This is a genomic window from Agrobacterium vacciniicorymbosi, assembly GCF_040427045.1.
Lineage (GTDB): Bacteria > Pseudomonadota > Alphaproteobacteria > Rhizobiales > Rhizobiaceae > Agrobacterium.
This window is the reverse complement of sequence record NZ_JBETMF010000002.1, coordinates 292,181-317,101: the sequence shown is the minus strand read 5'-3', so window position 1 is coordinate 317,101 and position 24,921 is coordinate 292,181. Positions and strand designations below refer to the sequence as shown.

Here is a 24,921-nt window from a genome sequence, read left to right as displayed (position 1 = left end):
CTGTCAAAACCCCTCGGACGACCTCGCTCACCCAATTTTGAATCCTCTCACCGACTGCACTGCCATTCGCTACGTGAACTTATCAGAAGGATCGATTCTGACATTCGCAAAGAACATCCCAGTGTTTCCTTCGCTAATCCCCGTCCGGCACAGCGTTTATTTTGTTTGCTAAATCGACTCGATCCACTCGACAATATCATTTCCAGAATCTATTTCTGTATCGACCAACACAGAAATGGAAATGTTTTATGAGCAAGCCCTATTTGAAACCGAAAACAGTCCTTATTACGGGCGCGAGCAGTGGCATTGGCCGAACGATGGCTCAGGCATTTACGCATGAAGGAGCGCGGCTGCTTCTCGTGGGGCGCCGCGCCGAAGAGCTTGAGGTTACAGCGAACCTTGTCCGACAGGGTGGAGCGGAAGCCAGTCCCCTTGTCGCGGATGTCACGGACGAGGCTGCAATAGCAACACTATTTGAGCGAATTGATCATATCGATCTAGCAATTAATGCTGCGGGCGTTTTGGCATCTGGCCCCATTGACGAAATGGAGGCAGACACTTTCTCCCGCGTTTTTTCTGTCAATGTGTTCGGGCTATGGCTTTCGATGAAGCATGAGATTCGGACCATGAAGCGAAGCGGCGGCGGGGTCATCATCAATATAGGTTCAAACGTGGGTGCAAAACTTGTGCGTCAGACGATGGGTGCTTACGCGGCCTCCAAAGCGGCAGTCAGCTCCCTGACACGCACCGCCGCTCTTGAAGCAATAGCACATGGCATCCGGGTGAACGCGATTTGCCCCGGCCCTGTTGATACCAGCATGTCGTACAGACCCGGAGAAGACCGGGCAGAGCGAGACAGCCGCATTGCGGCTGTAAATCCTTCTAAGCGTGTCGCTCAACCGGCAGAAATCGCAGCCACCGCACAATGGCTAGCATCAGATGCGGCCAGCTACATTGTAGGGCAGGACATCATCATCGATGGCGGTGCCTCAACATAAACAAGACCGTGGCATCTCGAATAATAGTGCCGTTTTACATATTCGCGTAAACCGGCCCCTCACCGCCCTGTGGGGGCACCCAGTTGATGTTCTGGTTGGGGTCCTTGATGTCGCAGGTTTTGCAATGGACGCAGTTTTGCGCATTGATCACGTAGACCTCTTCGCCGTCCTTCTCCACCCACTCATAGACCCCGGCGGGACAGTAGCGTGTCGAAGGGCCGGCATAGACGTCGTGTTCGGAGCGCTTTTGCAGGTCCATGTCCTTCACCTGCAGGTGCACCGGCTGGTCTTCCTCATGGTTGGTAGAGGAGATGAAGACGGATGACAGGCGGTCGAAGGTCAGGACGCCATCTGGCTTGGGGTATGCAATCGGCTTGTGGAATTTCGCGGGTTCCAGACTTTCCGCATCCGTCTTGCCGTGTTTCAGCGTGCCGAAAAGGGAAAGGCCGAGCAGCTGGTTGGTCCACATATCAAGCCCGCCCAGCGCCACGCCGATGGCGGTGCCGAACTTGGACCACAGTGGCTTGACGTTGCGCACGCGCTTCAGATCCTTGCCGATGTCGCTGCCGCGCCATTCGTTTTCGATCTCGATGACCTCGTCATTCGCGCGACCAGCGGCGATAGCATCGGCTAGTCTGTCCGCCGCCATCATGCCGGAAAGCACGGCATTATGGCTGCCCTTGATGCGCGGCACATTGACGAAACCGGCGGAACAGCCAATCAGCGCACCGCCGGGGAAGGTCAGTTTCGGCACGGATTGATAACCGCCTTCAGTGATCGCGCGCGCGCCATAGGACAGGCGCTTGGCCCCCTCAAATGTCGGGGCGATGGCCGGGTGCGTCTTGTAACGCTGGAATTCCTCGAAGGGATAGAGATAGGGGTTCTTGTAGTTCAAATGCACAACGAAGCCGACGGCGACGAGATTATCTTCCAAATGGTAGAGGAACGATCCGCCACCCGTCTTCATGCCCAGCGGCCAGCCGAAGGAGTGCTGCACGAGGCCGGGCCGGTGGTTTTCTGGCTTGACCTGCCAGAGTTCCTTGATGCCGATGCCGAATTTCTGGACATCGCTGTCTTTGGAAAGATCGAATTTCGCAATCAGCTGCTTGGCCAGCGAGCCGCGCACGCCTTCGCCGATCAGCACATATTTGCCGTGCAGTTCCATGCCACGCGTGAAGGCCGGGCCGGGTTCGCCATTGCGCTCCACGCCCATGTCGCCGGTGGCAACGCCAATCACGGCGCCCGCGTCATTATAAAGCACTTCGGTTGCTGCAAAGCCGGGGTAGATTTCAACGCCCAGCGCTTCCGCCTTTTCCGCCAGCCAGCGACAGACCAGCCCGAGCGAGACGATGTAATTTCCGTGATTGTTCATCAAAGGCGGCATGGCGAAGTTGGGCAGGCGGATGGAGCCAGCAGGGCCGAGCAGCAGGAACTGGTCGTCCTTGACCTCGGTCTTGAAGGGATGCCCCTCCTCTTCGCGCCAGCCGGGCAGCAAACGGTCGATGCCGATGGGATCGACCACCGCGCCGGAAACGATATGCGCACCGACTTCCGCACCTTTTTCCAGCACCACGACGGAAAGGTCCGGATTGACCTGCTTCAGCCGTATCGCTGCCGAAAGACCCGCAGGGCCAGCGCCAACGATAACAACGTCGAATTCCATTGCTTCGCGTTCCGGCAGTTCCATCGCTTCCGTCATGTCCATCCTCTCAGCTTAACCGGTCCCATCCGGCCTTGTTTTACCCAACGCGCCCGCAGCCACAGGGTTCACCACCCTCGCCGCACCTGCCCGCTTTTCAGCCATCGTCTCAATTCTTCTTCGCAAAGCACAAAGCCATTGTCGAGGTTGAACTGCGGCAAATCCTGTTCAGGCTTATTACATTATCGAGCGCATTGGTAATATCTAACTCTTACGTTCACGTAAACTAACGGGATTTGCGAAGAGGTCAAGGCGGGAGGATGGAAAGCGTTTCCAGACATAAGAAATGCGCACGACGTTGCTACGCGTTTCCTCCCCCGAAATAAACACCTTCAAAACAAGCACCACCACCCCTATAACCACCCTCAACACTTTCAGGAGGATATCCCATGGATCTCGGCATTTCCGGCAAACGCGCGCTCGTACTGGCGTCATCTCGCGGCCTTGGCCTTGGCATTGCAACGGCGCTGGCCAAAGAAGGCGCGCATGTGCTGCTCGTTGGCCGCACCAGCGAAAAGCTGGCCGCAAATGCAGACGCCATCAACGCGCTGGGCAAGGGCAAGGCGGATTGGGTGCAGGGTGATCTTTCGCAGGAAGATTTCGTCGCAACCATGGTCAAGGCCGTGAAGGAGAAGCTCGGCGGCATCGATATTCTCGTCAACAACACCGGTGGCCCTACCCCAGGCACGGCGCAGGATATCACCATCGACAAGCTGGAAACTTTCTTCCAGTCCATGGTTCTGCGCGTCATCACGCTGACGGGCGCCTTCCTGCCGCAGATGAAGGAACAGGGCTGGGGCCGTATTCTCACCGTCGCGTCTTCGGGCGTGTTCGAGCCCATCCCCAACCTCGCCCTTTCCAACACTCTGCGAGGCGCGCTGGTGGGCTGGAACAAGACGCTGGCGACGGAAGTGGCGGGCTCCGGCATCACCGCCAACCTTCTCCTGCCCGGACGCATCCACACGGATCGCATCGATGAGCTGGATGGTGCCAATGCCAAACGGCTCGGCAAAAGCGTGGAAGAGGTGCGCGAAGCATCGCTAAAAACCATCCCAGCCGGACGCCTCGGCAAGGTCGAGGAATTCGCCGCCGCCGGTGCTTTCCTCTGCTCGGAACCCGCAAGCTACATCACCGGCACCATGCTGCGGGTGGATGGCGGCGCGGCGAAATCCATCTGATCGCGGTGTTTCTGGAGCCGCAAACACGGCTCCACAATAGTTATTTTCGATAATTATTATAAAAACCGCAGATACATCAGCATTTTAATTAAATGCGACCACGCAAATGCACATAATTTTGGGGGGAGATGCCGCAGGAATTGCTCATCGTCAATTTCCGGCCTCCTCACATGTTCGAAACACTGCTTCCTCCCACATCCACTCCCACCACTGCGCCTTCGACGGGCACATCCTCGTCCGGCAGCGGCCAAACGCAGGGCTCCACGAGCAGCCAGCCGTCTAGCGCGCCTGCCAGCAGCCAGAGCCAGCCAGCGCCCAGCGCCTCCGCCCCGGTTGAAGACGACACGGACGATCAGGACGTCGATGACGGCACCTATTCGCCGACACCGTCCCAGCCTGCCACGTCCGAGCAGACATCTGGCGAAAGCACATCCTCGCCCTCCCCAGCCGTAGAACCGACACCGGAAACACAGGCGAGCGAAAACACCCCGCCAGCGCAGACCGAACCATCGGCGGAAGCGCCAACGGAAACCTCTGCGGAGACACCGTCAGAACCTGCCAGCGAAAGCGAGCAGCCCGTATCGTCCACGCCGTCACAAAGCGAGGCCGAAGCTCCAGCGGCGCAAACGCCAGCCGCACCGGCTGAAGAGCAACCCGCTGCATCTCAACCTGCTAACGAAGACCAGCAGCCAGTGTCGTCCGCACCGTCACAGAGCCAAGCCGAGGTTCCCGCTGCAGAAACGCAGCCCGAGGAAACGGCAAGCGCGCCAGCCGACGAGCAACCAGCTGCATCCGAACCTGCCACGTCGGAAACACCAGCCGGGAACGGCGCTTCCGAAGAGCCAGAGGCAGCGTCTCAGGCCACAGGCAGTGAGCAGTCTGAACCGTCCCAGCCGGTTAGCGGCGGCAACAGCGGCGCATCTCAGCCCGTCGCGGCATCGCCTGCCCAGCCTGTGGCCGCATCTCCCGCACCACCTGCCACTGCGCCGGTTGCTTCCGCGCCAGTCACGCATTCACCGTCCACGGTTATAGCAGCCAAGCATTCCGGCAATGCCACCGTGGACGCGGTCGAAGCCAGAGCTTCCGCGCGCAGCTTTGCCGCGCAGGAAGAGGCAGAGATTGAGGTCGCCCGCAGCCGTGCTGCTGAAGTTCAGAAATCCCGCATTCTGCGTGGCCTGCTCGACTCCATCGTCAACAGCGATCCCAAGACGGATGCCAACCCGCTGAACGATAATGACGCGGAACAGCCGAAAACCAGCATTATCGAGAAATATTACGCCGAAGCCTGAGCGGTTAAAGACCGCTCCTCGGCCTTGCCCAGAGGCCCCCATCACGTCGCCCAACTGGCGGCGTGACCAGTCGTTCGGTAAAAAGCCCAAGGGTAGTGCGGGTGTCAGTCAAAGCCTAAATCAGGCAGTTGGCTCACCCGTCTCACACGCTCCGAAAACGCTTCCCACGCCCGCAACAAACGCGTAGATTGCGGCATCGACGTCCCCTTCGAGGCTCATCATGCAGATACTTCGCGTTTCTCTGACTATTTTCGGCGCATTGCTTTCGCTCATCGGCCTCGTCTGGATTGGTCAGGGCAGCGGATATTTCCCCTACCCTGCCTCCAGTTTTATGGTCAACCAAAGCCCGTGGATATTGCGCGGCGCGCTGGTTCTCGTCGTCGGCCTTGTCATCATCTGGGCGTCGCGACGCTTTATCCGCTAGGCTATTTCACCAGTTTCGGTAGGTCTGCAATCAGCGCGTCACGCGTGGCAAAGCTGATAGGCTCTTCGCTTTTCCAGTCCTTCACGTTCAGCGTGGCAAACACCACCCGCCGGTCGCCCTTCTGTGCCCAGCCCACGAACCAGCCGAGCCAGCTGTCGCCATCATATTTGCCCGCCTTGGTGCGCATACGGCCGGACCCCGTCTTGCCCTGTATCTGCCAGCCATCTTCAGCGGCAAACTTGGGAATAATCGCCATGGTCTTGTCATAAGCCATCTTGGAAACCGGCAGCTTGCCGTCCACGAAGCGCCGCACAAAATCCACTTGCTGGTCGGCAGAAATCTTCAGCGATGACATCAGCCAGGATTCCGTCAGCCCGTCCGTACGGCCCTTAACACCACTCACATCCGCATTGCCATAATCAAAGCGACGGACGTAATCAGCAAACGTCTCTTTCCCGAGACGTCGTGTGATTTCCTGCGAATACCAGACGATGCTATCCCGCTCCCAAATGGTCGGATCGGTAGCCTGCTGCTCGCGCTTCGGGCGTTTCCATTCCGCCTTATACTCCCAGCGCGGCGTCGTCTCGTCCTTCAGAATTCCCGCATCATAACCCATAATGGCCAATGGCAGTTTGAAGCTGGATTGTGGCGCGAAAGCCTTGCCGCATTCACCCTTTCTATACAGGGCTTCACCGCTTTTGGCGTCGAGGATGACCGTGCATTGTACCGTCTCCGCAGTCTTAGCACTGAGAGAACTCAAGCAAATCATTGTAAAGGCTGAACAAAGAACGAAACCGATATGTCGCTTTATCGTCATGGACACTCTCCATTGGGTTGTGTTGACGCACTTGTAAGCTAGCCTGTCGCGTCAAGACAAATGATGATATCTGGCTTCTGGCATGAATTTTAGTTGGTCTTAGCAATGGTCCGTCCACATCTCCCGCTCAATGCCCTGCGCGCTTTCGAGGCCGCCGCCCGGCATCTCAGCTTTACCCGCGCCGCCATAGAACTCTGCGTCACGCAGACGGCTGTCAGCCATCAGGTCAAGCTTCTGGAGCAGAAGCTGGGCGTGGAACTGTTCCGGCGGCTGCCGCGCGGCCTGATGATCACCGAAGACGGGCTTGCCTTGCTGCCGACGCTGCGCGACTCTTTCGACCGCATGGCCGATATGCTGCAACGTTTCGAGGAAGGGCATCTGCGCGATGTGCTGACTTTGGGTGCCGTGGGCACCTTTGCCGTTGGCTGGCTGTTGCCGCGGCTTGGCGCATTTCAGGCACGCTACCCCTTTATCGAGGTGCGGCTTTCCACTAACAATAACCGCGTCGATATCGCCGCCGAGGGTCTGGATTACGCCATTCGTTTCGGCAATGGCGCCTGGCACGATACGGAAGCGGAAGAACTGTTCGAAGCCCCGCATTCGGCACTGTGCATCCCTGCCATCGCGCGCCAGCTCACCTCGCCGCAGGATATTGCCGCTCAGCCTCTGCTGCGCTCTTACCGGGTGGATGAATGGCCGGAGTGGTTCGAAGCCGCCGGTGTGGTGCCGCCGAAAATTCGCGGCATCGTGTTCGACTCGTCCGTCCTGATGATCGAGGCTGCCTTGCAGGGTGCGGGCGTTGCACTGGCCCCGCCGCTCATGTTCAGCCGCCAACTCTCCTCCGGCGCACTGGAGCAGCCTTTCCCGGTCTATGTCTCCAAAGGATGCTATTGGCTGACGCGGCTGAAATCGCGGCCAGTGACGCCAGCCATGGCAACATTTTCCAAATGGCTTTTGGAAGAGGCACAGCAAAGCCGGGCGGCACAAATGGCAAAAAACTGAGCCACCCGGCTTGCCATAGGCCAGCCATCATGCAATGACCCGCCCTCCTCAAAAATCACCGATGCCATGGGCATCCGGACTGACGGGCCCGAGCATGCCTCGGCCCATTTCGACCTGTCTAAACACCAAGGAACGACTGCAATGACACGGACACTCGGCCTCGATTTCGGCACGACCAACACGGTCATGGCACTTTCGGACAGCGGCACGGACAGCCATTCGATGCGCTTTACCAGCAGCGCCGGCACAGCAGATAGCATGCGCACCGCCCTGTCCTTCATGAAGGATCGCTCCATGGGGGCCGCTGCCCTTCATGTCGAAGCGGGCCACGCCGCCATTCAGCAGTTCATCGATAATCCCGGCGACTGTCGCTTTCTGCAATCCATCAAGACATTCGCCGCCTCCTCGCTGTTTCAGGGCACGCTGGTCTTCGCCAAGCGCCAGAGCTTCGAAGACCTCATGGAGGTCTTTCTGCGCAAGCTGAAGTCCTATGCGGGCGATGAATGGCGCGATGACGTCTCCACCGTCATCGCCGGTCGCCCCGTGCGCTTCGCAGGCAGCAACCCGGATGAGGCCTTGGCCCTGGCACGTTATAATGATGCGCTGACCCGCGCCGGTTTTCCGGAAATCCACTATGTCTATGAACCCGTCGCTGCTGCTTACTACTTCGCCCAGAGCCTGAAGAAGGACGCCAATGTTCTGGTGGCCGATTTCGGCGGCGGCACCACCGACTATTCGCTCATCCGCTTCGAAACCCATGGTGGCAAGCTTTCCGCCACACCCATCGGCCATTCCGGCGTTGGCGTCGCGGGCGACCATTTCGACTTCCGCATGATCGACAATCTGGTGTCGCCTGAGATCGGCAAGGGCAGCAAATTCAAGAGCTTCGACAAGGTGCTGGATGTTCCGGGCGGTTACTACGTCAATTTCGGTCGCTGGAACCAGCTGTCCATCTTCAAGACCACCAAGGAATTTTCCGATCTGAAGTCGCTGGTTCGCTCGGCACTTGAGCCGGAAAAGCTGGAGATGTTCGTGGAGCTGGTCGAGCATGATGAGGGCTACCCGCTCTATCAGGCGATCTCGGCCACCAAGATGACGCTGTCTTCCCATGAGGAAGCCGAGTTCAACTTCTCGCCACTCGGCAAGGCCGGTCGCAAGATTGTCAAGCGCTCGGATTTCGACAAGTGGATCAGCGATGATCTCGCCAAGATCGAAGGCGCGCTGGATGAGGTGCTGGAGAAAACCCAGACCGCGCCAGAGGCCATCGATAAGGTCTTCCTCACCGGCGGCACCTCCTTCGTGCCCGCCGTGCGCCAGCTTTTCGCCCGCCGCTTCGATGCCGACAGGATCGAAACGGGTGGCGAGCTTCTGTCGATTGCGCATGGTCTGGCCATGATTGGCGAAAGCGGTGACATTGAACGCTGGACAGCGTGATGACAGGGGTTTCACGGGGCGGCCACTTAAGGTAGTTTTGCCCCCATGATCCTGGCCCAAGACCTTTCACCGGCAGAACTGGCGGCGCTCCTGCATTTCCATGCAGATGCGGGCGTGGACTGGCTGCTGGAAGACACGTCGCTGGATCGCTTTGCGGAATTTGCCGCAACCCGCCAGAGCCGCCCCGCGCAGCGAGACGCCCCCCCTCAGCAAATTAGTGTTCCACAAAACACACCCCCTCGCGGCGTTCAGTCGGGGCCTCAAGCACGCGCAGCACCTGCCCCGCCACCGGTTCAGGCCAATGTCGCCATGCCGGATGAGCAGGCCATCGCTGCCGCCCGTTTTGCCGCGGAAACCGCCCGTTCGCTGTCGGAACTCAAGTCGGCGCTGGAAGGCTTCAACGGCTGCAATCTGAAAAACAGCGCCCGCAACACCATATTTGCCGAGGGAGACCCCTCCTCCGGCATCATGGTGATTGGCCCGATGCCGGATGCGGATGACGACCGCGAGGGTCAGCCTTTCGTCGGCAAGACAGGCCTGCTGCTCGACCGTATGCTGGCGGCTATCGGCCTTAACCGTGCCAATCTCTTGCTCACGAATGTCGTCCCATGGCGCCCGCCGGGCAACCGCCCGCCCTCCGGCCCCGAGATGGAAATCTGCCGCCCCTTCATCGAGCGACAGGTGGCTTTGGCAGAGCCGAAAGCACTGTTGCTTTTGGGCAACTTCACCGCCCGTTTTTTCTTTGGCGGCACCGGCACCATCCATACGCTGCGCGGACAGTGGCGTGATGTCGCATCGGGGCATGGAATCGTGCCTGCCATCGCCACTTTGCACCCACAGGAACTTTTGAACGCTCCAGCCAGTAAGCCATTGGCATGGCAGGATTTATTAGCATTTCAGGTTCACCTTCGCAAAATGTGAATGCTTCCTTTTTGATCAATGTGAATCATTTATGAAAATAGCCATGCAAATGGCGCATAACAGCGGCGCATTTACCCTGATTGCCGAATCCATGCTGCACCGCGATAAGTCATCTCGTCTTGGGAGGAAACGGTTTAAGGAACCAAGGCAATGACCACTCGCTTCCGTCCGGTTCATTCCGGCTTCGAAACACTCCGGCTTGCAGGCCTCGGCCCGCGCTCGGGTGATAGCTACCACCGCTTCGGTGGCACCAATGAACAGCTGACAGCTCGGGCTTCCGCTCAGCAAGTTCGCACGACACGTCCTTCAGCCGTCTTCGCGGACTTCCGCGAGCGCTGATACAATCAGTCTTCCGGCTCCGCCATCGAAGACTTTTATAGACCGACGCTTCGCAGCGCCTTTCCGATGGAGAGGCGCTTTTGCGTTTTCGGGGTGCCTGATACCGCATTTCGCCGCAAAACCGTGTAGTCTCCCCAGTATCCGATACTTCCGGGAGGGCGATATGTTCACAAATGAGATCGAGGTTATCACGCTGTTTGTCGAGGATATCGGCGCAACCCGGCAGTTCTACGAGACGGTATTTCACCCCGACATTATCTATAAGGACGATGTCTCCGCCGTTCTCAAATTCTCGGGCATCCTCATCAATCTGCTTCAGGCCAGCGAAGCACCGGAACTGGTCACGCCGCTCGCAGTCGCGCCAGCAGGCACCGGCACGCGGATGCTCCTGACGATAAGGGTGGATGATGTCGATGCCGTCTGCGAAGAGCTCACCAAACGCGGCGCGACCATGCTCAACGGCCCCATAGACAGACCATGGGGCCGGCGCACGGCAGCCTTTGCAGACCCCGCAGGCAATGTCTGGGAAGTCGCGCAGGTAATCTAGGGCAGGATTTACGACGCAGATGGTGCCGTGTCGGACCTGGCAGCCTTGGCCTCGATAAATGCATCCTGGACATACTTGAACTTGATGGCCTGCCAGCTGCAATATTCGTCGAGGAAATCGCGGGAGAACCACATGCCGCTGCGCAGGCTGTCATCGTGCCAGCCCATGATGCCCTGTTCCGCCGCCTTGTTGAGCAGGCGCTGAAGATGCGTGCGTGACATCATGAATTCCGCAGCCATGGCCCGCGCATCGACAAAACCGATATCGATACGGTCGCATTGGCGCGACGAGTCTTCAATGCGACTGATGAATTCGTCCATCACGAGCGCACCTGCCTCGGTCCATAGAAAAAGTCCAACGCGTGGTGGCGGGTTCACCCATGCAGAATCCATGAGGCAGAGACGAGCGGCCAATGGTTGTGCCACCGCCAGAAGGTGTGAATGTGCCATCATCTCAATGGCACGTATTCCCCCATCAAGACAATCGATAGCTGCCAGATTGGCGATATACCACATCAGGATCGCCTCTTCGCTTACGGGCGTCGCCTTGTATCGACGGGGTCGCTGAGAGGCCGGACTAACTCTTTCAACATAGCGATAAATTTCAAGCTGATCGAGATAGTTCTGAACCGTGTTGCGGCTTGCAACATGATTGGTGGTGATGAGTTCCCGCGCCTGCGCAACGGTGAAACCACGGGGACCGCTTTCAAGGTTTAGGGCCATCCCCGCCTGCGTCATCAGCCACTTCTGATGCGCCGAAAGCAACCGCGCTATCCGCGGATTATTGTTGTAAGCGCCCCGCAGAGTCCGGGCGAGCGTTCTTATCGCTCCCAGCAATTTGGGATGCGCAACGAGATCGTCATACGAATACATCATGACCGATCCCGTGATAATAATGAAAAGAAATATGCTCCGTAGCAACCACTGGTTGCCACATCATTGCCCTGCCAAATACTGACGCGCACCAATAGACGCGCACTATCAGGCTCTACGCGTTTTGCCCCAAACACGATTATGCCACCTTAGATTTACCTTTACCACCCATGTGTTCAATAACACAGTCGTGCGAAATTTGAATAAAACTTTGATAAAAACAGCGCTTTTTTTAAATTTTACAGAAGCTGTCCAGTCGAACGCAATATTTCGACTAGCCCTGAGGCGTAGACGCTTTTCTAGCCGCCTTTCGCGCAAGCCCTAGTTGATGCTCCCGGAAAATAATGAAAATCCCGGCAGAAATGACGATTGCCGTGCCCACCAGCATCGTCACGGTCGGAATATCGCCGAACAATACGTAGGAAACACCAATTCCGAACAGGATGGATGAATATTCGAAGGGGGCAATGGTCGAGACTTCCGCGTGGCGATAGCTCTCGGTCAGCAAAATCTGAGCGATACCACCGGCAATCCCGCAGGAGATCAGAAGCACCGTCTGCTTCCAATCCAGCCATTCCCAATCGAATGGCAGGCTGAACGCAGACAGTAGGCTGCCAGTCAGCGAGAAATAGAGAACAATCGTCGCCGTCTTCTCCGTCACCACCAGCTGGCGCACCTGCACCATGGCCAGACCACCGAGGACGGCGGCCAGCAGAACAGCGAGTGCGCCAATCCCCTCACCCGCCGCAAAGCCACCGCTCTGCAACAGGGTCAGTTTGGGCCAGAGAATGATGATCACACCGCTCATGCCGATTAGAACCGCAGACCAGCGATAGATGCGCACGGTCTCGCCCAGCATCAGCGAGGCGAACACCACCGCCATCAGCGGAGAGGCATAGCCGATGGCGATGAATTCCGGCAGCGGCAGCAATGTCAGCCCGTAAAACCCGCAGATCATCGAGAGAATGCCGAGAAATCCGCGCTTGAAATGACCGAAGAGATTTTCCGTGTGGAACGCGCTTTTCAGGCTCCGCAGCCATGCCAGGTAAATAATGATGGGAACGATGGCGAAGGTGGAGCGAAAGAAGGTGATCTCGCCTGCCGGTACATCTGCCCCTGCCGCCTTGATGCAGGTCTGCATGACCAGAAAAAAACCAACGGATATCAGCTTGAAGCTTATGCCCCTGATGGGGTTATAGGCGGCGGCACTCATGCGAACGAACATTCAAAAAGTTACGGCTGCGAACCGGTTTCATCTCACAGGCCACTGCATGGTCCCGCACATCACGCTGTGATGACTATCAGATTACCGTGCAGATTTGAAATAAACTCAAGATTGAGTCATCTCTCCGGTGATTTTTAGCGCAACCACTTGCTCAAATGCCACGCCTTGGCAAATCTCTACCAAAAATGATTTAAATATATGCAGATGCCGGATTTGACGGCACATGTATGTATCGGTGCGCTGCGAGAAAATACAACCAATAAAAACCACTTGTTAACCAAGATACATTCTAATTGCGCAAGCTTAATCGTTCGCCGCGCGCCCTCGCTACCGATGTTGAACTGAAGATGATGTCCATCTCTATTTCAGAACTGATGAAGACAGATGAAACACGCTCCACAGATATTTGAAAAAAGCGGCTCGCCACCGGCAACGCCACGCAGCATGCGTATCGTCACGGATGGCATGTCGAACGACCTGCGGCGGTTCAGCACGGATAACAGCCACATCGTCAAACAAATCCGGCTTCTGGCCATCAATGCGCTGATCGAAGCGGCGAGAGCCGGTGAAGCTGGCAAGGGCTTTTCCGTGGTGGCGAACGAGGTTCAGCGCCTCGCGCAGATCGCCTCGGATATTTCCTCGACATTTGAACATACCGTCCTCAGCCGTATCGGGCTCAGCCGCGATATGGCCGAAGCGCTGGTGGAGGAGATGGAAGGCGTGCGGTTGATGGATATGGCGCAGACGCTGGTTCAGCTGATCGTGCGCAATCTGTTTGAACGCACCGCCGATGTGCGTTGGTGGGCAACCGATACGGCTTTGTGGCAAGCGCTGCAAAGCAACGACAAGGCGGATGCCGCCTTCGCAGCGGAGCGTCTCGGCGTCATCAGCCGCTTCTATACCGTCTATATAGACCTCGTTATGACGGATCGTCGCGGTACGGTGATTGCGTCTGCCAATCCGCGTTATCAGCGCAACCTGCTGGGTCGTAACCTGACGCTCGAACCGTGGTTCATTGCCGCCTCGCAGTGCCGCAGCGGCGATGAATATATTGTCGATCAGGTCAAGAGCAGCCCGCAGCACGATGATCGCGACGTTCTGGTCTACGCCACCGGCGTTCGGGAAGGCGGCAAGAACGATGGTGCTTTGCTGGGCACGTTGGGTGTCTATTTCGACTGGCAGTCGCAGGGTCGCTCCATCGTGGAGAAGGAAGCGAATTTACCGCCCTCCGTGGCAGAGCGAACGGTCGTGCTGTTGCTGGATGGCGATATGCGCGTCATCGCAAGCGGCGATCCGGCTCTGCGATTTACCCATTACCCTCTCCAAAACCCATCCAACGCGATGCGCGGCAGCTATTATACCAGCGGCGCAATTGTCGCCTTCGCCAAGACATTCGGATACGAGGATTATGATGGTCTGGGGTGGTACGGCGTCGTCATCCAACAAACGGAAAACGATGAGGCGATCCGCAACAGCCTTGGTTTCAAGGCATAGCTGAACGCTCTCGTACACTGCGTGAACACATGGGCTTTGATACTGAATAGAATTGGTAACCAATCGAATATTTTATCGTAATATTATTTGTGAGAGGCCATAATTTCAGTAATCGTTCAACATTTAATGGAATGATGTGCCAATGCGAGACACATTCATTGATCCTCACTGAACCGTTGGTCTGGCGAGACAATACGCAGGACATAATGTCTTGCGAATTTCACATGAACGTGACCCTATTTCAATTTTACTTTCAGGTGACATCCGGCATGAAACCTGAATCGTGGCAGACAAGGTTCATTCAGGAATAGTCATGCGAACAGACACGGGCCAGATCGTTCACCTGGCGGATTATCGCCCCACCGATTTCGTTCTCGAACGAGTTGACCTCACCTTCGAACTCGACCCTGAAAATACCAAGGTCGAAGCGCGATTGATTTTCCATCGGCGTAAAGGCGTCGATGCGTCAGCGCCGCTGGTTCTTGATGGTGACGAGTTGACGCTCTCCGGCCTGCTGCTGGACCAGATCGACATTCCCGCTGCGCAATATGATGCGACGCCGGACAGTCTGACGATCCGCGACCTGCCCGCCGCAGAACCGTTCGAGATTTGCGTCACAAACTACATCAATCCGCAGACCAACACGCAGTTGATGGGCCTTTACCGCACCAATGGTGTCTATTGCACCCAGTGCGAAGCCGAAGGCTTCCGCCGCATCACCTATTTCCCCGATCGTCCCGACGTTCTGGCGCCCTACACCATCACCATCATCGCTGCCAAGGAAGGCAACACCTTCCTTCTGTCCAACGGCAATTTCCTCGGTGGCGGCAATTACGATGAAGGCCGTCACTTCGCGGCGTGGTTCGATCCGCATCCAAAGCCAAGCTATCTGTTTGCGCTTGTGGCAGGCGATCTCGGCCTCATCGAAGACACCTTCACCACCATGTCCGGTCGTGATGTCGCGCTGAAAATCTATGTCGAACACGGCAAGGAGCCGCGCGCGGCCTACGCCATGGACGCGCTGAAACGCTCCATGAAATGGGACGAAGAGCGCTTCGGTCGCGAATACGACCTCGACATATTCATGATCGTCGCCGTGTCCGATTTCAACATGGGCGCCATGGAGAACAAGGGCCTCAACGTCTTCAACGACAAATATGTTCTGGCCGATCCTGAGACCGCGACCGATGCCGATTATGCCAATATCGAACGCATCATCGCGCATGAGTATTTCCACAACTGGACCGGCAACCGCATCACCTGCCGCGACTGGTTCCAGCTTTGCCTGAAGGAAGGCCTGACCGTTTACCGCGATCAGGAGTTCTCCTCTGACATGCGCTCGCGCCCGGTCAAGCGCATCGCCGATGTGCGCCACCTGAAGTCCGAGCAGTTCCCGGAAGATGGCGGCCCGCTGGCGCATCCGCCACGTCCGGATAAATATCGCGAAATCAACAACTTCTACACGACGACTGTCTATGAGAAGGGTGCCGAAATCACCGGCATGATCGCCACCATTCTGGGTGCGGAAGATTTCCGCAAGGGCATGGATCTCTATTTCGAGCGTCATGATGGAGAGGCCTCGACGGTCGAAAACTTCATCAAGTGTTTCGAAGACGCAAGCGGTCGTGATCTCAGCCAGTTCTTCCGCTGGTATGTGCAGGCCGGCACACCGCTGGTCAGCGCATCGACGTCCTATGACGCGGCGTCTTCCACCTTCACGCTGTCGCTGGAACAGACCGTTCCGGCAACGCCCGGCCAGAGCGCCAAGCAGACCCTGCACATTCCGCTTTCCACAGCCCTCATTCTCGACAATGGCCAGATTGCCGAACCGTCGAAGGTCGAAGGCGGCGACTACCGGGATGGCGTGCTGCATCTGACCGAACGCAACCAGACCTTCACTTTCTCCGGCATTTCCTCGCGCCCGGTGCTGTCGCTCAACCGCAGCTTCTCCGCGCCGATCAATCTGCATCTAGAGCAGTCTGCCGACGATATGGTGCAGATCGCCCGTCATGATACGGATATGTTCTCCCGCTGGCAGGCGCTCACCACCCTTGCCATGCCCAACCTCGTCAAGGCGACGCAGGCGGTACGCGATGGTTCGGACGTTGAGTTCGATCCGGCCTTCATCGCAACGCTGATCGAAATCGCAGGCGATGACAGTCTGGAGCCCGCATTCCGTGCTCAGGCGCTGGCGCTTCCAAGCGAAGCGGATGTCGCCCGTGAAATCGGCGGCAACAATGACCCGGAAGCGATCCACAAGGCCCGCAACGCCGCCATGACGGCCATTGCCAAGGCCGGTGTTGAAACCTTCCAGAGGCTGTTTGCCAGCTTCGAAGACAAGGGTGCCTATTCTCCGGATGCAGAGAGCGCCGGTCGCCGGTCGCTGCGCAATATTTCCATGAGCTATCTGTCCTTTGCGGAACAGACGCCGGAGCGCGCCTCTGCGGCCTTCTCCGCCGCCAGCAACATGACCGATCTCGCCCATGCTCTCAGCGTGCTGACGCAGCGCTTCCCGAATGCGCCGGAAACGGCACAGGCTCTTGCCACGTTCGAAAGCCGCTTTGCCGACAACGCGCTGGTGCTGGACAAGTGGCTGTCCATTCAGGCGGCTATTCCCGGCAGCGATGCGCTGGCGCGTATCAAAGCGCTGATCGGCTCCAAGCACTTCATCGGCACCAATCCGAACCGCGTTCGCTCGCTCATCGGCACCTTTGCCTTTGGAAATCCGACCGGTTTCAACCGTGCCGATGGTGAAGCCTATCGCTTCCTCGCCGAGCAGATCGTCACCATCGACAAGCGCAATCCGCAGCTTGCGGCGCGCATCCTCACATCCATGCGTTCCTGGCGGTCTCTGGAGCCTGTTCGGGCCGATCATGCCCGCGCTGCGCTGACCACAATCGAGCGGTCCCCTGCCCTCTCGACAGACGTCCGCGACATCGTCGAACGCGTGCTAAAGGCTTGACGTTACGTGAGTTTGGCGGCTTTTTGGTAAGTCGCCGAACTTGTCCCAAAAAAATACGGAGTCGGTTCAAAGGGTTAAAATTCTTTTAACCTTAAGCTCTGGACAAGCCGAATCAGCTTTGATTCACTGGTGTCAGATTCGAGCGGCGGCGCTTCGGATTCCACGAGGGACATCAAGGCGGGACAATGACGGACGTGCGGCGGGCGACTGCGGGCGATGAGCGCTCGTATGCCAAATTTGTGGACATTGCTGCATGGAGCGAAAAGCTCTCCGGAAACCTGTTGGCATTGGCCGCAGGTCCGACGAGCGCGCTGCCAATACCCCATCTGGAATCGCTGCTGAAGCGGCTCATTCCCGTTCTCATCCTGGCCTTTCTGGTTGTCGTGGCAGCCTCGCGCATGCTGGGCATCGTGGCCGAATCCGGACGGATGGAAGAATCGGCCCGACAGGCAACCGCCCTCTCCGCTCTTGCCGCAAAGGCCTCCTTCAACGGCGCCGAAACCCTCTTTGCCATGCAGGATCGTGCCACAGCCGAAACCCGTCTTCGCACCTCCTTCCCTGCTGGCAGCCTCGATCATGACACGCTGCTGCTGGTGGCCGGCAATGATGGCCGTATCTTCGGCGGCATCGGCAATGAAGCCTCTACCTATCTCGGCACGTCGCTCACCAATCTTCTGCCGGAAATCGCCATCGTTCGTCGCTTCCCCGGTGCGCCCGGCACCATCGAAACGGATATTGAAGGCGTCCCGCACTACGCAACCATGCTGTCGCTCGGCACCGAAGGCGGCATGATTATCGCGGCGCGTTCGCTGGAGCCGATCCGCTCCTTCTGGCGCAGCGAAGTCGCCATGAATGTCACGCTGTTCACCGGCATCTCGGCCATTCTGCTGGTCATTCTCTATGCCTATTACATGCAAGTGAAGCGGGCACGTACGGCGGACGAAGTCTTCGTCGAATCCAACCTGCGTGTTGAAACGGCACTGTCGCGCGGACGCTGCGGCCTGTGGGATTTCGATCTCTCCACCCGGCGTATGTTCTGGTCCACCTCGCTCTACGAAATTCTCGGCCTGCCTCCCAGAACCGACCCACTGTCCTTCAGCGATGCCGCCCGCATGATGCATTCGGAAGACGGCAATCTCTACGAACTCGCACGCTCCGTCGGCTGCGGCGACCTCCGCCAGATCGACCAGATTTTCCGCATGCGCCATGCCCATGGTCATTATGTCTGGCTGCGCGCCCGCGCTCAGGTCATCCACACATCCGCTGGCCCGCGCGTCATCGGCATTGCCATGGACGTGACCGAGCAGCACCGACTTGCCCAGCGTTACGCCGAAGCCGACCAGCGTCTTGCAGACGCCATCGAAAGCACATCGGAAGCCTTCGTGCTGTGGGACAAGAACGACCGTCTGGTCATGTGCAACGCTCACTTCCAGCAGGCTTACGGCCTGCCGGACAGCGTGCTGGTGGCCGGAACGGAACGCTCCGTCGTAAACGCCGCCGCCTGCCGCCCCGTTGTGGAACGCCGCGTGGCCGACCCGGATCAGTCTGGCCTGTCGCGTACCACGGAAGTCCAGCTTGCCGACGCCCGCTGGCTACAAATCAACGACCGCCGCACCCGCGACGGAGGCCTCGTTTCGGTCGGCACCAACATCACCCTTCTAAAGCGGCATGAAGAGCGCCTGCGCGACTCCGAAAAGCGCCTGATGGCAACCATTGGCGACCTTTCCGCCTCACGCCACAAGCTGGAGCGCCAGAAGACAGAGCTTTCCGACGCCAATGCCAATTACCAGGCTGAAAAAGAGCGCGCCGAAGCCGCCAATACTGCAAAATCCGAATTCCTGGCCAATATGAGCCACGAGCTGCGCACACCGCTCAACGCCATTCTCGGTTTTTCGGAAATCCTGATCGCAGAAATGTTCGGCCCGGTTGGCTCCCCGAAATACAGCGAATATGCCCGTGATATCCACGATAGCGGCAAGCATCTGCTTAACGTTATCAACGATATTCTGGATATGTCGAAGATCGAAGCTGGCCACATGCGCATCAACCGCGAGAAGGTCGATCTCGCCCCTCTGGTCGAAGAAACGCTCCGCCTCACGGCTATTCAGGCCGCGCAGAAGAATATCTCCATTCAGAAGCGCGTCTGTGATGACATGCACATGGCCGTAGATCGCCGCGCCATGAAGCAGATCATGCTCAACCTTCTGTCAAACGCGGTGAAGTTTACCGGCAATGGCGGGCGTGTGGAGCTTCGCACCCATGTTCATGACAAGGGCCTGATGGTCACCATTGCAGATACCGGCATCGGCATTCCCTCCGCCGCCATCAACAAGATCGGCCAGCCTTTCGAGCAGGTTCAAAGCCAATATGCCAAGAGCCAGGGCGGCTCCGGCCTCGGCCTCGCCATCTCCCGCTCACTGGTCAAGCTGCATGGCGGCACCATGAAAATCCGCTCCCGCGAGGGCAAGGGCACCGTCGTCGCCCTGATGATCCCTCACACGGTTCCCGTGCAGCAGCATCCCTTCATGGAAACCAAGGTCGTCACCCTCATCGAGACGCTGCGCCCCGACGAGAGAAAGTTCAAGACCCTCGCCGAAGCGTGAAGCGCGTCAGCTCTGACGGAATACCCAGTCGCAGCGCAAAGCCCGGCCAGAGCGCCGTGCCGTTGTTCACGTAAAGCTGCATGCCACCAACCGTATAGAAGCCGGACACGAAGCCCTGATTGGCGCGCGCGACGAGCCGGTCGAGACCCCACACCATGCCGCCATGTGTATGGCCGGAAAGCTGCAAGGCTATGCCCTGCTGCGCATTGCGCTCCGCCTGCATCGGCTGGTGATCGAGCAGAATGATCGGCGCCTGCTGCGGCGCTCCATTGATTGCAGCCGCGACATCCGGCGCCGGAAAACCAGTTCTGGTGGATGAAAGATCGGTCACACCAGCGATCACGAGCTTTTCGCCGCTTCTGTCGATAACGGTGTGGCTGTTGGCCAGCGTCGTCATGTTCCGGCCCTGATAATATTTCATCCACTCTTCATAGCCGAAGAAATATTCGTGATTGCCCGGAATGGTGAACACGCCGTCGCGGGCTTTCAGATTGGCCAGCGGCGCAATGTCTGCCGTGCGCGCCTCGACGCTGCCATCGATCAGATCGCCGGTGATCACGATGACATCGGCATTCAGTGCATTGGTTTTATCCACCACTGCCTTTGCCCAGAATTCGGGAAACAGGCGGCTGATATGTAGGTCAGTCAACTGCACCATCTGATAGCCATCGAACGCCTGCGGCAGCCCCGGAATGGTGACCTCGATATCCTTCAGGGGCGGCACGCGGATCGCTTGGGAGACGGCAAAGGACGACAATCCCAGCGCTGCCAGCCCCATCGCATATCGCACGCCCACCGGCACTGCCGGAAAATGCCCCTTGAACGGGATCAGAATGACCGAGACCACGTCGAGCGCGATTTGAAACAGCGCCAGCAGCAGAATCGTGCCCATCAGCACATTGAAGGTGATGATAAGCGACCGAGGAAACTCCGGCGAAAAGACCGAGCCGGAGGAGAGCCGATTGAACAAATGATATTGCGAAGCGACCAGCAAGATCAGGGCAATTCCCGCTTTGACAGACCATAGCCAAGGCAGTGGCTGGAGAAATCTGACGACAACGACCAGCCAGGGAATGCCGAATATGAGATGAAACATGAATATGCCTTTGTGTTTGATCTTGTCTACGCACGCCGCGCACCACCGGATCAATCCACGAGACGATGGATTGATCCGTGCTTCCCTTGGAAACATGAATGCGGATGTAGGTCAGCCGCAGACGCGCGCCAACCTGTGAGTGCCGTTATTTCTGGCCGCCCTCAGCCTTTCTTGTTCACATCATAGCAAACAAAGGCAATCTTGTTGCCGTCGGGGTCGCGAACATAGGCCGCGTAAAACCCTTCACCGTAATCGGGACGCAGGCCCGGCGCACCCTCATCCGATCCACCATTCGCCATGGCATGGCCATGCAGCCTGTCGATCCGGGCCGAATCCTCGATCAGAAAAGCCGTCATCGTTCCATTGCCAACGCCAGCCTTATCGCCATTGAAGGGATAACCCGTGGCAAAACGCGGCGCGTTCGTGTCCGTCTTGTCACCCCAGAACGCGACCTGTTCGTCCTTGTAGCACTGCTTCAGCCCCATCTCGGCAAACACCGGATCATAAAACCGCACCGCGCGGTCCAGATCCGTCGTACCAACCATGGTGTATCCAATCATTCGCCTGTCTCCGTCCTGTCTGAACCTTGGTGTCGTCTCGTGTCGATGGCGCGTTCGATGCCTGGGGCAGCGTGGTAATGAAACCACGAAACCAGTTTGCGAATGTCATCCGCCGCTGGTGGTTCCTTTTCGCCAGCACCGATCGTCTCCGCAGCAGCCTGCGCCATTGCAACCAGAATACGAGCCGTCTCTGGAACATAGGCCAGATCGACATCATTTTCGTGTCGGCTGCGAATAATCTTGTAGCGAAGATTTTCCGATGCAGTCCAGGCGCTTGCGAGAAAATCCTGAACGCTGACAGCCTGGCCGTTCACGTCTATGACAGCATCCCGGTCGCTTTCCTTATATCCCGCCGCGTCGATCCTCTCACACGTATCGATTGCTGCATTGAGCATATCCCGGACCAAGTTCCAGTCGGTTTTCATATGTCACTCCCTGCTCAGCCGCTATCCTTCACCACCGAAGAAAACGCCTTCCGCACGGTTTTCGACAAGCGCTTCACTTCACCCTCCAGTGTGCTGATATCCGGGCAATCGCCCGCCCGGCACACGAGATCGATGAGGCCAGCGGGGGCCTCCTTCGGTTCGAAATCGCTGTCGATACACAGGCGGATGATCTGGGAAAGTTCGGTGAAGAGATTAAGCGCGACCATGCAGTCGTCATAGGTCTGCAACTCCATCGCGTCTGCCGCAACGCGCTTCCACACATCCGCCGTGCTTTCCCCTGCCACATGCGGCGGCAGACCCTTTGCGGGCGCGACCAGTGTCAGATATTGCGCGATGAATTCCAGATCGACCAGCCCGCCGGGGATCAGCTTGAAATCCCAGATATTGGCAGGCGGCTTTTCCTCACCAATCAGCTTTCGCATCTCGGCCACATCGCCTGCAATCTTCGCCACATCCCGCTTCTGCGAGAGGACGGATGCAATGATCCGTTCTGCATCCTCGATCAGCGAGGCATCGCCACAGATCAGCCGCGCGCGCGACAGCGCCAGATGTTCCCACGTCCAGGCCTCTTCACGCTGGTACTTTTCGAAGGTGGAGATACGCGTCGCCACCGGCCCCTTGTTGCCGGAGGGGCGCAGCCGCATGTCCACCTCATAAAGAACGCCTTCCGCCGTTGGCGCCGAAAGAGCCGAGATCAGCCTCTGCGTGATACGAGTGAAATATCTGACGGCATCCAGCGGCTTCGCCCCATCGGATTCGGAGGCCGCATCGTCGTAATCGTATAGCAAAATCAGATCGACATCGGAGCCCGCCGTCAGTTCAAACGAGCCCAGCTTACCCATGCCGACCACGGCAACGCGACCACCCGGATAGGTGCCATGCGACGCCTCCATCTCAGCCATGACAGCATTGACCGCGGCTTCGATCACGAGGTCGGCAAGATAGGTAAAGGCACGCGCCGCCACCTCGCCCCGGATGGCTCCCGTCAGCAAGCGTACGCCGATCAGAAATCGTTGTTCTGCGGCGAAGATACGCAGGCGGTCGAGAATGTCTTCATAGTGCCGGGCCGGTGCCAGAAAACCCCGCATGCGCTGGCCAAGATATTCCCGCGTCGGAATTTCCGTCATCAGCGCCGGGTCCAGCATGCCGTCGAACACATGCGGGCGCGCAGCGATAATTTCCGCCAGTCGCGGCGCAGATGACATGATCGTCACCAGCAGAGACAGCAGTGCCGGATTGTTGCCCAGCAGCGAAAACAGTTGAATACCGGCAGGCAGGCCAGAGAGAAAATTATCGAACCGCAACAGCGCCTCATCGGCCCGCTTGCTTTCACCGAAAGCCTTGAGCAAATCCGGCGTCAGTTCCGTCAGTCTCTCCCGCGCCTCGACGGATTGCGTGGCGCGGTAGCGGCCATTGTGCCAAGTACGGATAACGCCGGACATGGATTCGGGCCGCTCGAAACCCAGCCGCGCCAGTGTCTTCAGCGTATCCGGATCATCCTTCTGACCGGTAAAGACCAGATTGCCGCTTTCGCCTGACAGCTTGGTTTCCTGCTCGAACAGCGCCGAATATTTCCGCTCGACCAGCCGCAACACATCTTCCAGTTTTTCGGAAAACGCCTTGGTATCGGCAAAGCCCAGCATGAAGGCGATGCGCTTCAGCTCCGTTTCTGTATCGGGCAGAATATGCGTCTGCTCATCGCGCACCATCTGAATGCGGTGTTCCACCTCGCGCAGAAACCAGTACGCGTCCGTCAGCTTGTCACGGGTACTGGCGTCGATCCACTTCGCCTCCGTCAGCGCCGCCAGCGCTTCCTGCGTCGAGCGCACCCGCAGCGGTGCCATCCGCCCGCCTGCAATCAGCTGCTGCGTCTGCGCAAAGAACTCGATCTCGCGAATACCGCCGCGACCGAGTTTGACATTGTGCCCCTTCACCGCAATCGCGCCGTGGCCCTTATGCGCATGGATTTGCCGCTTGATGGAATGGATATCGGCAATCGCCGCATAATCCAGATATTTGCGAAACACGAAGGGCGTCAGTTCGCGCAGGAAGTTTTCGCCCGCCTTAATATCCCCCGCCACCGGCCTTGCCTTGATGTAGGCCGCGCGCTCCCAGTTCTGCCCCCTGCCCTCGTAATAGGTCAGCGCCGCCTCGACGGGTATGGCCAGCGGCGTCGAGCCGGGGTCGGGGCGCAGCCGAAGGTCTGTTCGGAACACATAACCATCGGCTGTGCGCTCCTGCATGATACGGATCAGACGGCGCATCATGCGTCCAAAGACTTCCAACGCATCCAGCGGGTCCGGCACGATGCCGGAAGACGGTTCGAAGAACACGACGGCGTCGATATCGGAGGAATAGTTCAGTTCCTGCGCACCCAGCTTGCCCATGCCCAGCACGATCAGGCCCGAGCCTTCACTCGGCGCATCGACATTCTTCAGTGTCAGCTTGCCGCTGTGGTGGTTGGCCAAAAGCAGATGGTCTATGGCTGCGGCGAGACTCGCATCGGCCATATCGCTCAGCCAATGGGTCGTGTCCCGCGCCACGAAAATGCGCGCCAGATCGGCCAAAGCGGAAATGAAGGAGAGCCTTCTTTTGGCAACACGCAGCCGCGTCATCACCTCGGCTTCGCTTGGCACAACGCCCTCGCCCTCCGGCCGCCAGCAATTGCGGGCGTCTTCGACTAGCCGCGCCAGCGTTGCATCCAGCGGCCCTAAAATCGCCAGCGTCAGCAACCCCTCATCCGCCACCGCCGCATCCCGCAGATAAGGTGACAGCGATAACGCCTGCGCCACAAAGTCCTTGAGCGGCCTGTCGCTCGCCAGAAGCGCTGCAACATCCGGCTCGCTTTTGCCAATATCCTTGAGGGTGGAAAGAACGGATTTCAGCTCCGTCTGCGTATAGTGGCGGATCACACCCGGCTGCACATCGTCCAGCCGTCTTTCGACGGTTGCGGCTTTTTGCACTGTCTCTCTCCCTTGCACGCTGAATGCCATCCTCACGGAATCGGCTTCATTG

19 protein-coding genes and 1 pseudogene are annotated in these 24,921 nt (G+C 58.1%); 12 read left to right on the top strand and 8 right to left on the bottom strand.

Annotated elements, in window-relative coordinates:
* The first annotated feature begins 248 nt into the window (after positions 1 to 248).
* Positions 249 to 998, top strand: coding sequence for an SDR family NAD(P)-dependent oxidoreductase (locus ABUK73_RS04795; RefSeq protein WP_353576265.1), 750 nt, complete (start codon positions 249 to 251; stop codon positions 996 to 998).
* A 34-nt stretch (positions 999 to 1,032) separates the two neighbouring features.
* Here ABUK73_RS04795 and ABUK73_RS04790 read toward each other — a convergent pair whose 3' ends face one another.
* Positions 1,033 to 2,697: an electron transfer flavoprotein-ubiquinone oxidoreductase gene (locus ABUK73_RS04790; protein WP_353576264.1), complete on the bottom strand. Its 1,665-nt coding sequence runs from the start codon at positions 2,695 to 2,697 to the stop codon at positions 1,033 to 1,035.
* 389 nt (positions 2,698 to 3,086) lie between these two features.
* On the opposite strand from ABUK73_RS04790, the gene ABUK73_RS04785 reads away from it, so the two are divergent.
* From ABUK73_RS04785 to ABUK73_RS04775, 3 genes are all read left to right on the top strand, one after another.
* A complete protein-coding gene (locus ABUK73_RS04785) occupies positions 3,087 to 3,875 on the top strand; it encodes an SDR family oxidoreductase (RefSeq protein ID WP_353576263.1) in 789 nt (262 codons plus the stop codon).
* 170 nt (positions 3,876 to 4,045) lie between these two features.
* Positions 4,046 to 5,164, top strand: coding sequence for a hypothetical protein (locus ABUK73_RS04780; RefSeq protein ID WP_353576262.1), 1,119 nt, complete (start codon positions 4,046 to 4,048; stop codon positions 5,162 to 5,164).
* Positions 5,165 to 5,384: 220 nt separating this feature from the next.
* Positions 5,385 to 5,588, top strand: coding sequence for a hypothetical protein (locus tag ABUK73_RS04775; RefSeq protein ID WP_353576261.1), 204 nt, complete (start codon positions 5,385 to 5,387; stop codon positions 5,586 to 5,588).
* 1 nt (position 5,589) lies between these two features.
* On the opposite strand, the gene blaOXA is transcribed toward ABUK73_RS04775, so the two are convergent.
* Positions 5,590 to 6,357: a class D beta-lactamase gene (gene blaOXA / locus ABUK73_RS04770; protein ID WP_454892328.1), complete on the bottom strand. Its 768-nt coding sequence runs from the start codon at positions 6,355 to 6,357 to the stop codon at positions 5,590 to 5,592.
* A gap of 153 nt (positions 6,358 to 6,510) precedes the next feature.
* Here blaOXA and ABUK73_RS04765 point away from each other — a divergent pair, with 153 nt between their 5' ends.
* The 5 genes from ABUK73_RS04765 (at position 6,511) to ABUK73_RS04745 (ending at position 10,648) form a co-directional block, all read left to right on the top strand.
* Positions 6,511 to 7,407, top strand: a complete 897-nt coding sequence (locus ABUK73_RS04765) for a LysR family transcriptional regulator (RefSeq protein ID WP_353576259.1) — start codon at positions 6,511 to 6,513, stop codon at positions 7,405 to 7,407.
* A 141-nt stretch (positions 7,408 to 7,548) separates the two neighbouring features.
* Positions 7,549 to 8,841, top strand: coding sequence for an Hsp70 family protein (locus ABUK73_RS04760; protein ID WP_353576258.1), 1,293 nt, complete (start codon positions 7,549 to 7,551; stop codon positions 8,839 to 8,841).
* A gap of 45 nt (positions 8,842 to 8,886) precedes the next feature.
* Complete coding sequence (locus tag ABUK73_RS04755) at positions 8,887 to 9,762, top strand: uracil-DNA glycosylase (RefSeq protein WP_353576257.1); 876 nt, start codon at positions 8,887 to 8,889, stop codon at positions 9,760 to 9,762.
* A 150-nt stretch (positions 9,763 to 9,912) separates the two neighbouring features.
* A complete protein-coding gene (locus ABUK73_RS04750; protein ID WP_103584675.1) occupies positions 9,913 to 10,101 on the top strand; it encodes a hypothetical protein in 189 nt (62 codons plus the stop codon).
* 163 nt (positions 10,102 to 10,264) lie between these two features.
* A complete protein-coding gene (locus tag ABUK73_RS04745; protein ID WP_353576256.1) occupies positions 10,265 to 10,648 on the top strand; it encodes a VOC family protein in 384 nt (127 codons plus the stop codon).
* Between the two features lie 8 nt (positions 10,649 to 10,656).
* Here ABUK73_RS04745 and ABUK73_RS04740 read toward each other — a convergent pair whose 3' ends face one another.
* Both ABUK73_RS04740 and ABUK73_RS04735 read right to left on the bottom strand, forming a co-directional pair.
* Positions 10,657 to 11,523 carry a hypothetical protein gene (locus ABUK73_RS04740; RefSeq protein ID WP_353576255.1) on the bottom strand — a complete coding sequence of 289 codons (867 nt, stop codon included), beginning with the start codon at positions 11,521 to 11,523 and terminating at the stop codon, positions 10,657 to 10,659.
* A 271-nt stretch (positions 11,524 to 11,794) separates the two neighbouring features.
* A complete protein-coding gene (locus ABUK73_RS04735) occupies positions 11,795 to 12,733 on the bottom strand; it encodes a DMT family transporter (RefSeq protein ID WP_353576254.1) in 939 nt (312 codons plus the stop codon).
* Between the two features lie 396 nt (positions 12,734 to 13,129).
* Between ABUK73_RS04735 and ABUK73_RS04730 the strand changes: the two genes are divergently transcribed.
* The 3 genes and pseudogenes from ABUK73_RS04730 to ABUK73_RS04720 form a co-directional block, all read left to right on the top strand.
* Positions 13,130 to 14,239: a methyl-accepting chemotaxis protein gene (locus ABUK73_RS04730; protein WP_353576253.1), complete on the top strand. Its 1,110-nt coding sequence runs from the start codon at positions 13,130 to 13,132 to the stop codon at positions 14,237 to 14,239.
* Positions 14,240 to 14,552: 313 nt separating this feature from the next.
* The gene (gene pepN, locus ABUK73_RS04725) at positions 14,553 to 17,201 is read left to right on the top strand and encodes an aminopeptidase N (RefSeq protein WP_353576252.1); all 2,649 of its coding nucleotides are present in this window, start codon (positions 14,553 to 14,555) and stop codon (positions 17,199 to 17,201) included.
* Positions 17,202 to 17,386: 185 nt separating this feature from the next.
* Positions 17,387 to 19,702, top strand: a pseudogene (locus ABUK73_RS04720) (PAS domain-containing sensor histidine kinase); the annotation flags it as partial.
* Between the two features lie 79 nt (positions 19,703 to 19,781).
* Here ABUK73_RS04720 and ABUK73_RS04715 read toward each other — a convergent pair.
* From ABUK73_RS04715 to ABUK73_RS04700, 4 genes are all read right to left on the bottom strand, one after another.
* A complete protein-coding gene (locus ABUK73_RS04715) occupies positions 19,782 to 20,900 on the bottom strand; it encodes a metallophosphoesterase (RefSeq protein WP_353576251.1) in 1,119 nt (372 codons plus the stop codon).
* A 161-nt stretch (positions 20,901 to 21,061) separates the two neighbouring features.
* Entirely contained in the window at positions 21,062 to 21,460 is a 399-nt protein-coding gene (locus ABUK73_RS04710) for a VOC family protein (RefSeq protein ID WP_353576250.1), read from the bottom strand.
* Positions 21,457 to 21,885 carry a hypothetical protein gene (locus ABUK73_RS04705; protein ID WP_353576249.1) on the bottom strand — a complete coding sequence of 143 codons (429 nt, stop codon included), beginning with the start codon at positions 21,883 to 21,885 and terminating at the stop codon, positions 21,457 to 21,459. Before ABUK73_RS04705 ends, ABUK73_RS04710 begins: the two co-directional genes overlap by 4 nt.
* Before the next feature lie 14 nt (positions 21,886 to 21,899).
* Positions 21,900 to 24,899: a bifunctional [glutamine synthetase] adenylyltransferase/[glutamine synthetase]-adenylyl-L-tyrosine phosphorylase gene (locus ABUK73_RS04700; RefSeq protein ID WP_454892324.1), complete on the bottom strand. Its 3,000-nt coding sequence runs from the start codon at positions 24,897 to 24,899 to the stop codon at positions 21,900 to 21,902.
* Positions 24,900 to 24,921: the final 22 nt, after the last annotated feature.

What these genes read in the sequence shown, in the direction of transcription:
- ABUK73_RS04795 (WP_353576265.1), top strand. Translation starts at nt 249, where the DNA reads ATGAGCAAGCCCTATTTGAAACCGAAAACAGTCCTTATTACGGGCGCG.
- ABUK73_RS04790 (WP_353576264.1), bottom strand. Translation starts at nt 2,697, where the DNA reads ATGACGGAAGCGATGGAACTGCCGGAACGCGAAGCAATGGAATTCGAC.
- ABUK73_RS04785 (WP_353576263.1), top strand. Translation starts at nt 3,087, where the DNA reads ATGGATCTCGGCATTTCCGGCAAACGCGCGCTCGTACTGGCGTCATCT.
- ABUK73_RS04780 (WP_353576262.1), top strand. Translation starts at nt 4,046, where the DNA reads ATGTTCGAAACACTGCTTCCTCCCACATCCACTCCCACCACTGCGCCT.
- ABUK73_RS04775 (WP_353576261.1), top strand. Translation starts at nt 5,385, where the DNA reads ATGCAGATACTTCGCGTTTCTCTGACTATTTTCGGCGCATTGCTTTCG.
- blaOXA (WP_454892328.1), bottom strand. Translation starts at nt 6,357, where the DNA reads ATGATTTGCTTGAGTTCTCTCAGTGCTAAGACTGCGGAGACGGTACAA.
- ABUK73_RS04765 (WP_353576259.1), top strand. Translation starts at nt 6,511, where the DNA reads ATGGTCCGTCCACATCTCCCGCTCAATGCCCTGCGCGCTTTCGAGGCC.
- ABUK73_RS04760 (WP_353576258.1), top strand. Translation starts at nt 7,549, where the DNA reads ATGACACGGACACTCGGCCTCGATTTCGGCACGACCAACACGGTCATG.
- ABUK73_RS04755 (WP_353576257.1), top strand. Translation starts at nt 8,887, where the DNA reads ATGATCCTGGCCCAAGACCTTTCACCGGCAGAACTGGCGGCGCTCCTG.
- ABUK73_RS04750 (WP_103584675.1), top strand. Translation starts at nt 9,913, where the DNA reads ATGACCACTCGCTTCCGTCCGGTTCATTCCGGCTTCGAAACACTCCGG.
- ABUK73_RS04745 (WP_353576256.1), top strand. Translation starts at nt 10,265, where the DNA reads ATGTTCACAAATGAGATCGAGGTTATCACGCTGTTTGTCGAGGATATC.
- ABUK73_RS04740 (WP_353576255.1), bottom strand. Translation starts at nt 11,523, where the DNA reads ATGATGTATTCGTATGACGATCTCGTTGCGCATCCCAAATTGCTGGGA.
- ABUK73_RS04735 (WP_353576254.1), bottom strand. Translation starts at nt 12,733, where the DNA reads ATGAGTGCCGCCGCCTATAACCCCATCAGGGGCATAAGCTTCAAGCTG.
- ABUK73_RS04730 (WP_353576253.1), top strand. Translation starts at nt 13,130, where the DNA reads ATGAAACACGCTCCACAGATATTTGAAAAAAGCGGCTCGCCACCGGCA.
- pepN (WP_353576252.1), top strand. Translation starts at nt 14,553, where the DNA reads ATGCGAACAGACACGGGCCAGATCGTTCACCTGGCGGATTATCGCCCC.
- ABUK73_RS04715 (WP_353576251.1), bottom strand. Translation starts at nt 20,900, where the DNA reads ATGTTTCATCTCATATTCGGCATTCCCTGGCTGGTCGTTGTCGTCAGA.
- ABUK73_RS04710 (WP_353576250.1), bottom strand. Translation starts at nt 21,460, where the DNA reads ATGATTGGATACACCATGGTTGGTACGACGGATCTGGACCGCGCGGTG.
- ABUK73_RS04705 (WP_353576249.1), bottom strand. Translation starts at nt 21,885, where the DNA reads ATGAAAACCGACTGGAACTTGGTCCGGGATATGCTCAATGCAGCAATC.
- ABUK73_RS04700 (WP_454892324.1), bottom strand. Translation starts at nt 24,899, where the DNA reads ATGGCATTCAGCGTGCAAGGGAGAGAGACAGTGCAAAAAGCCGCAACC.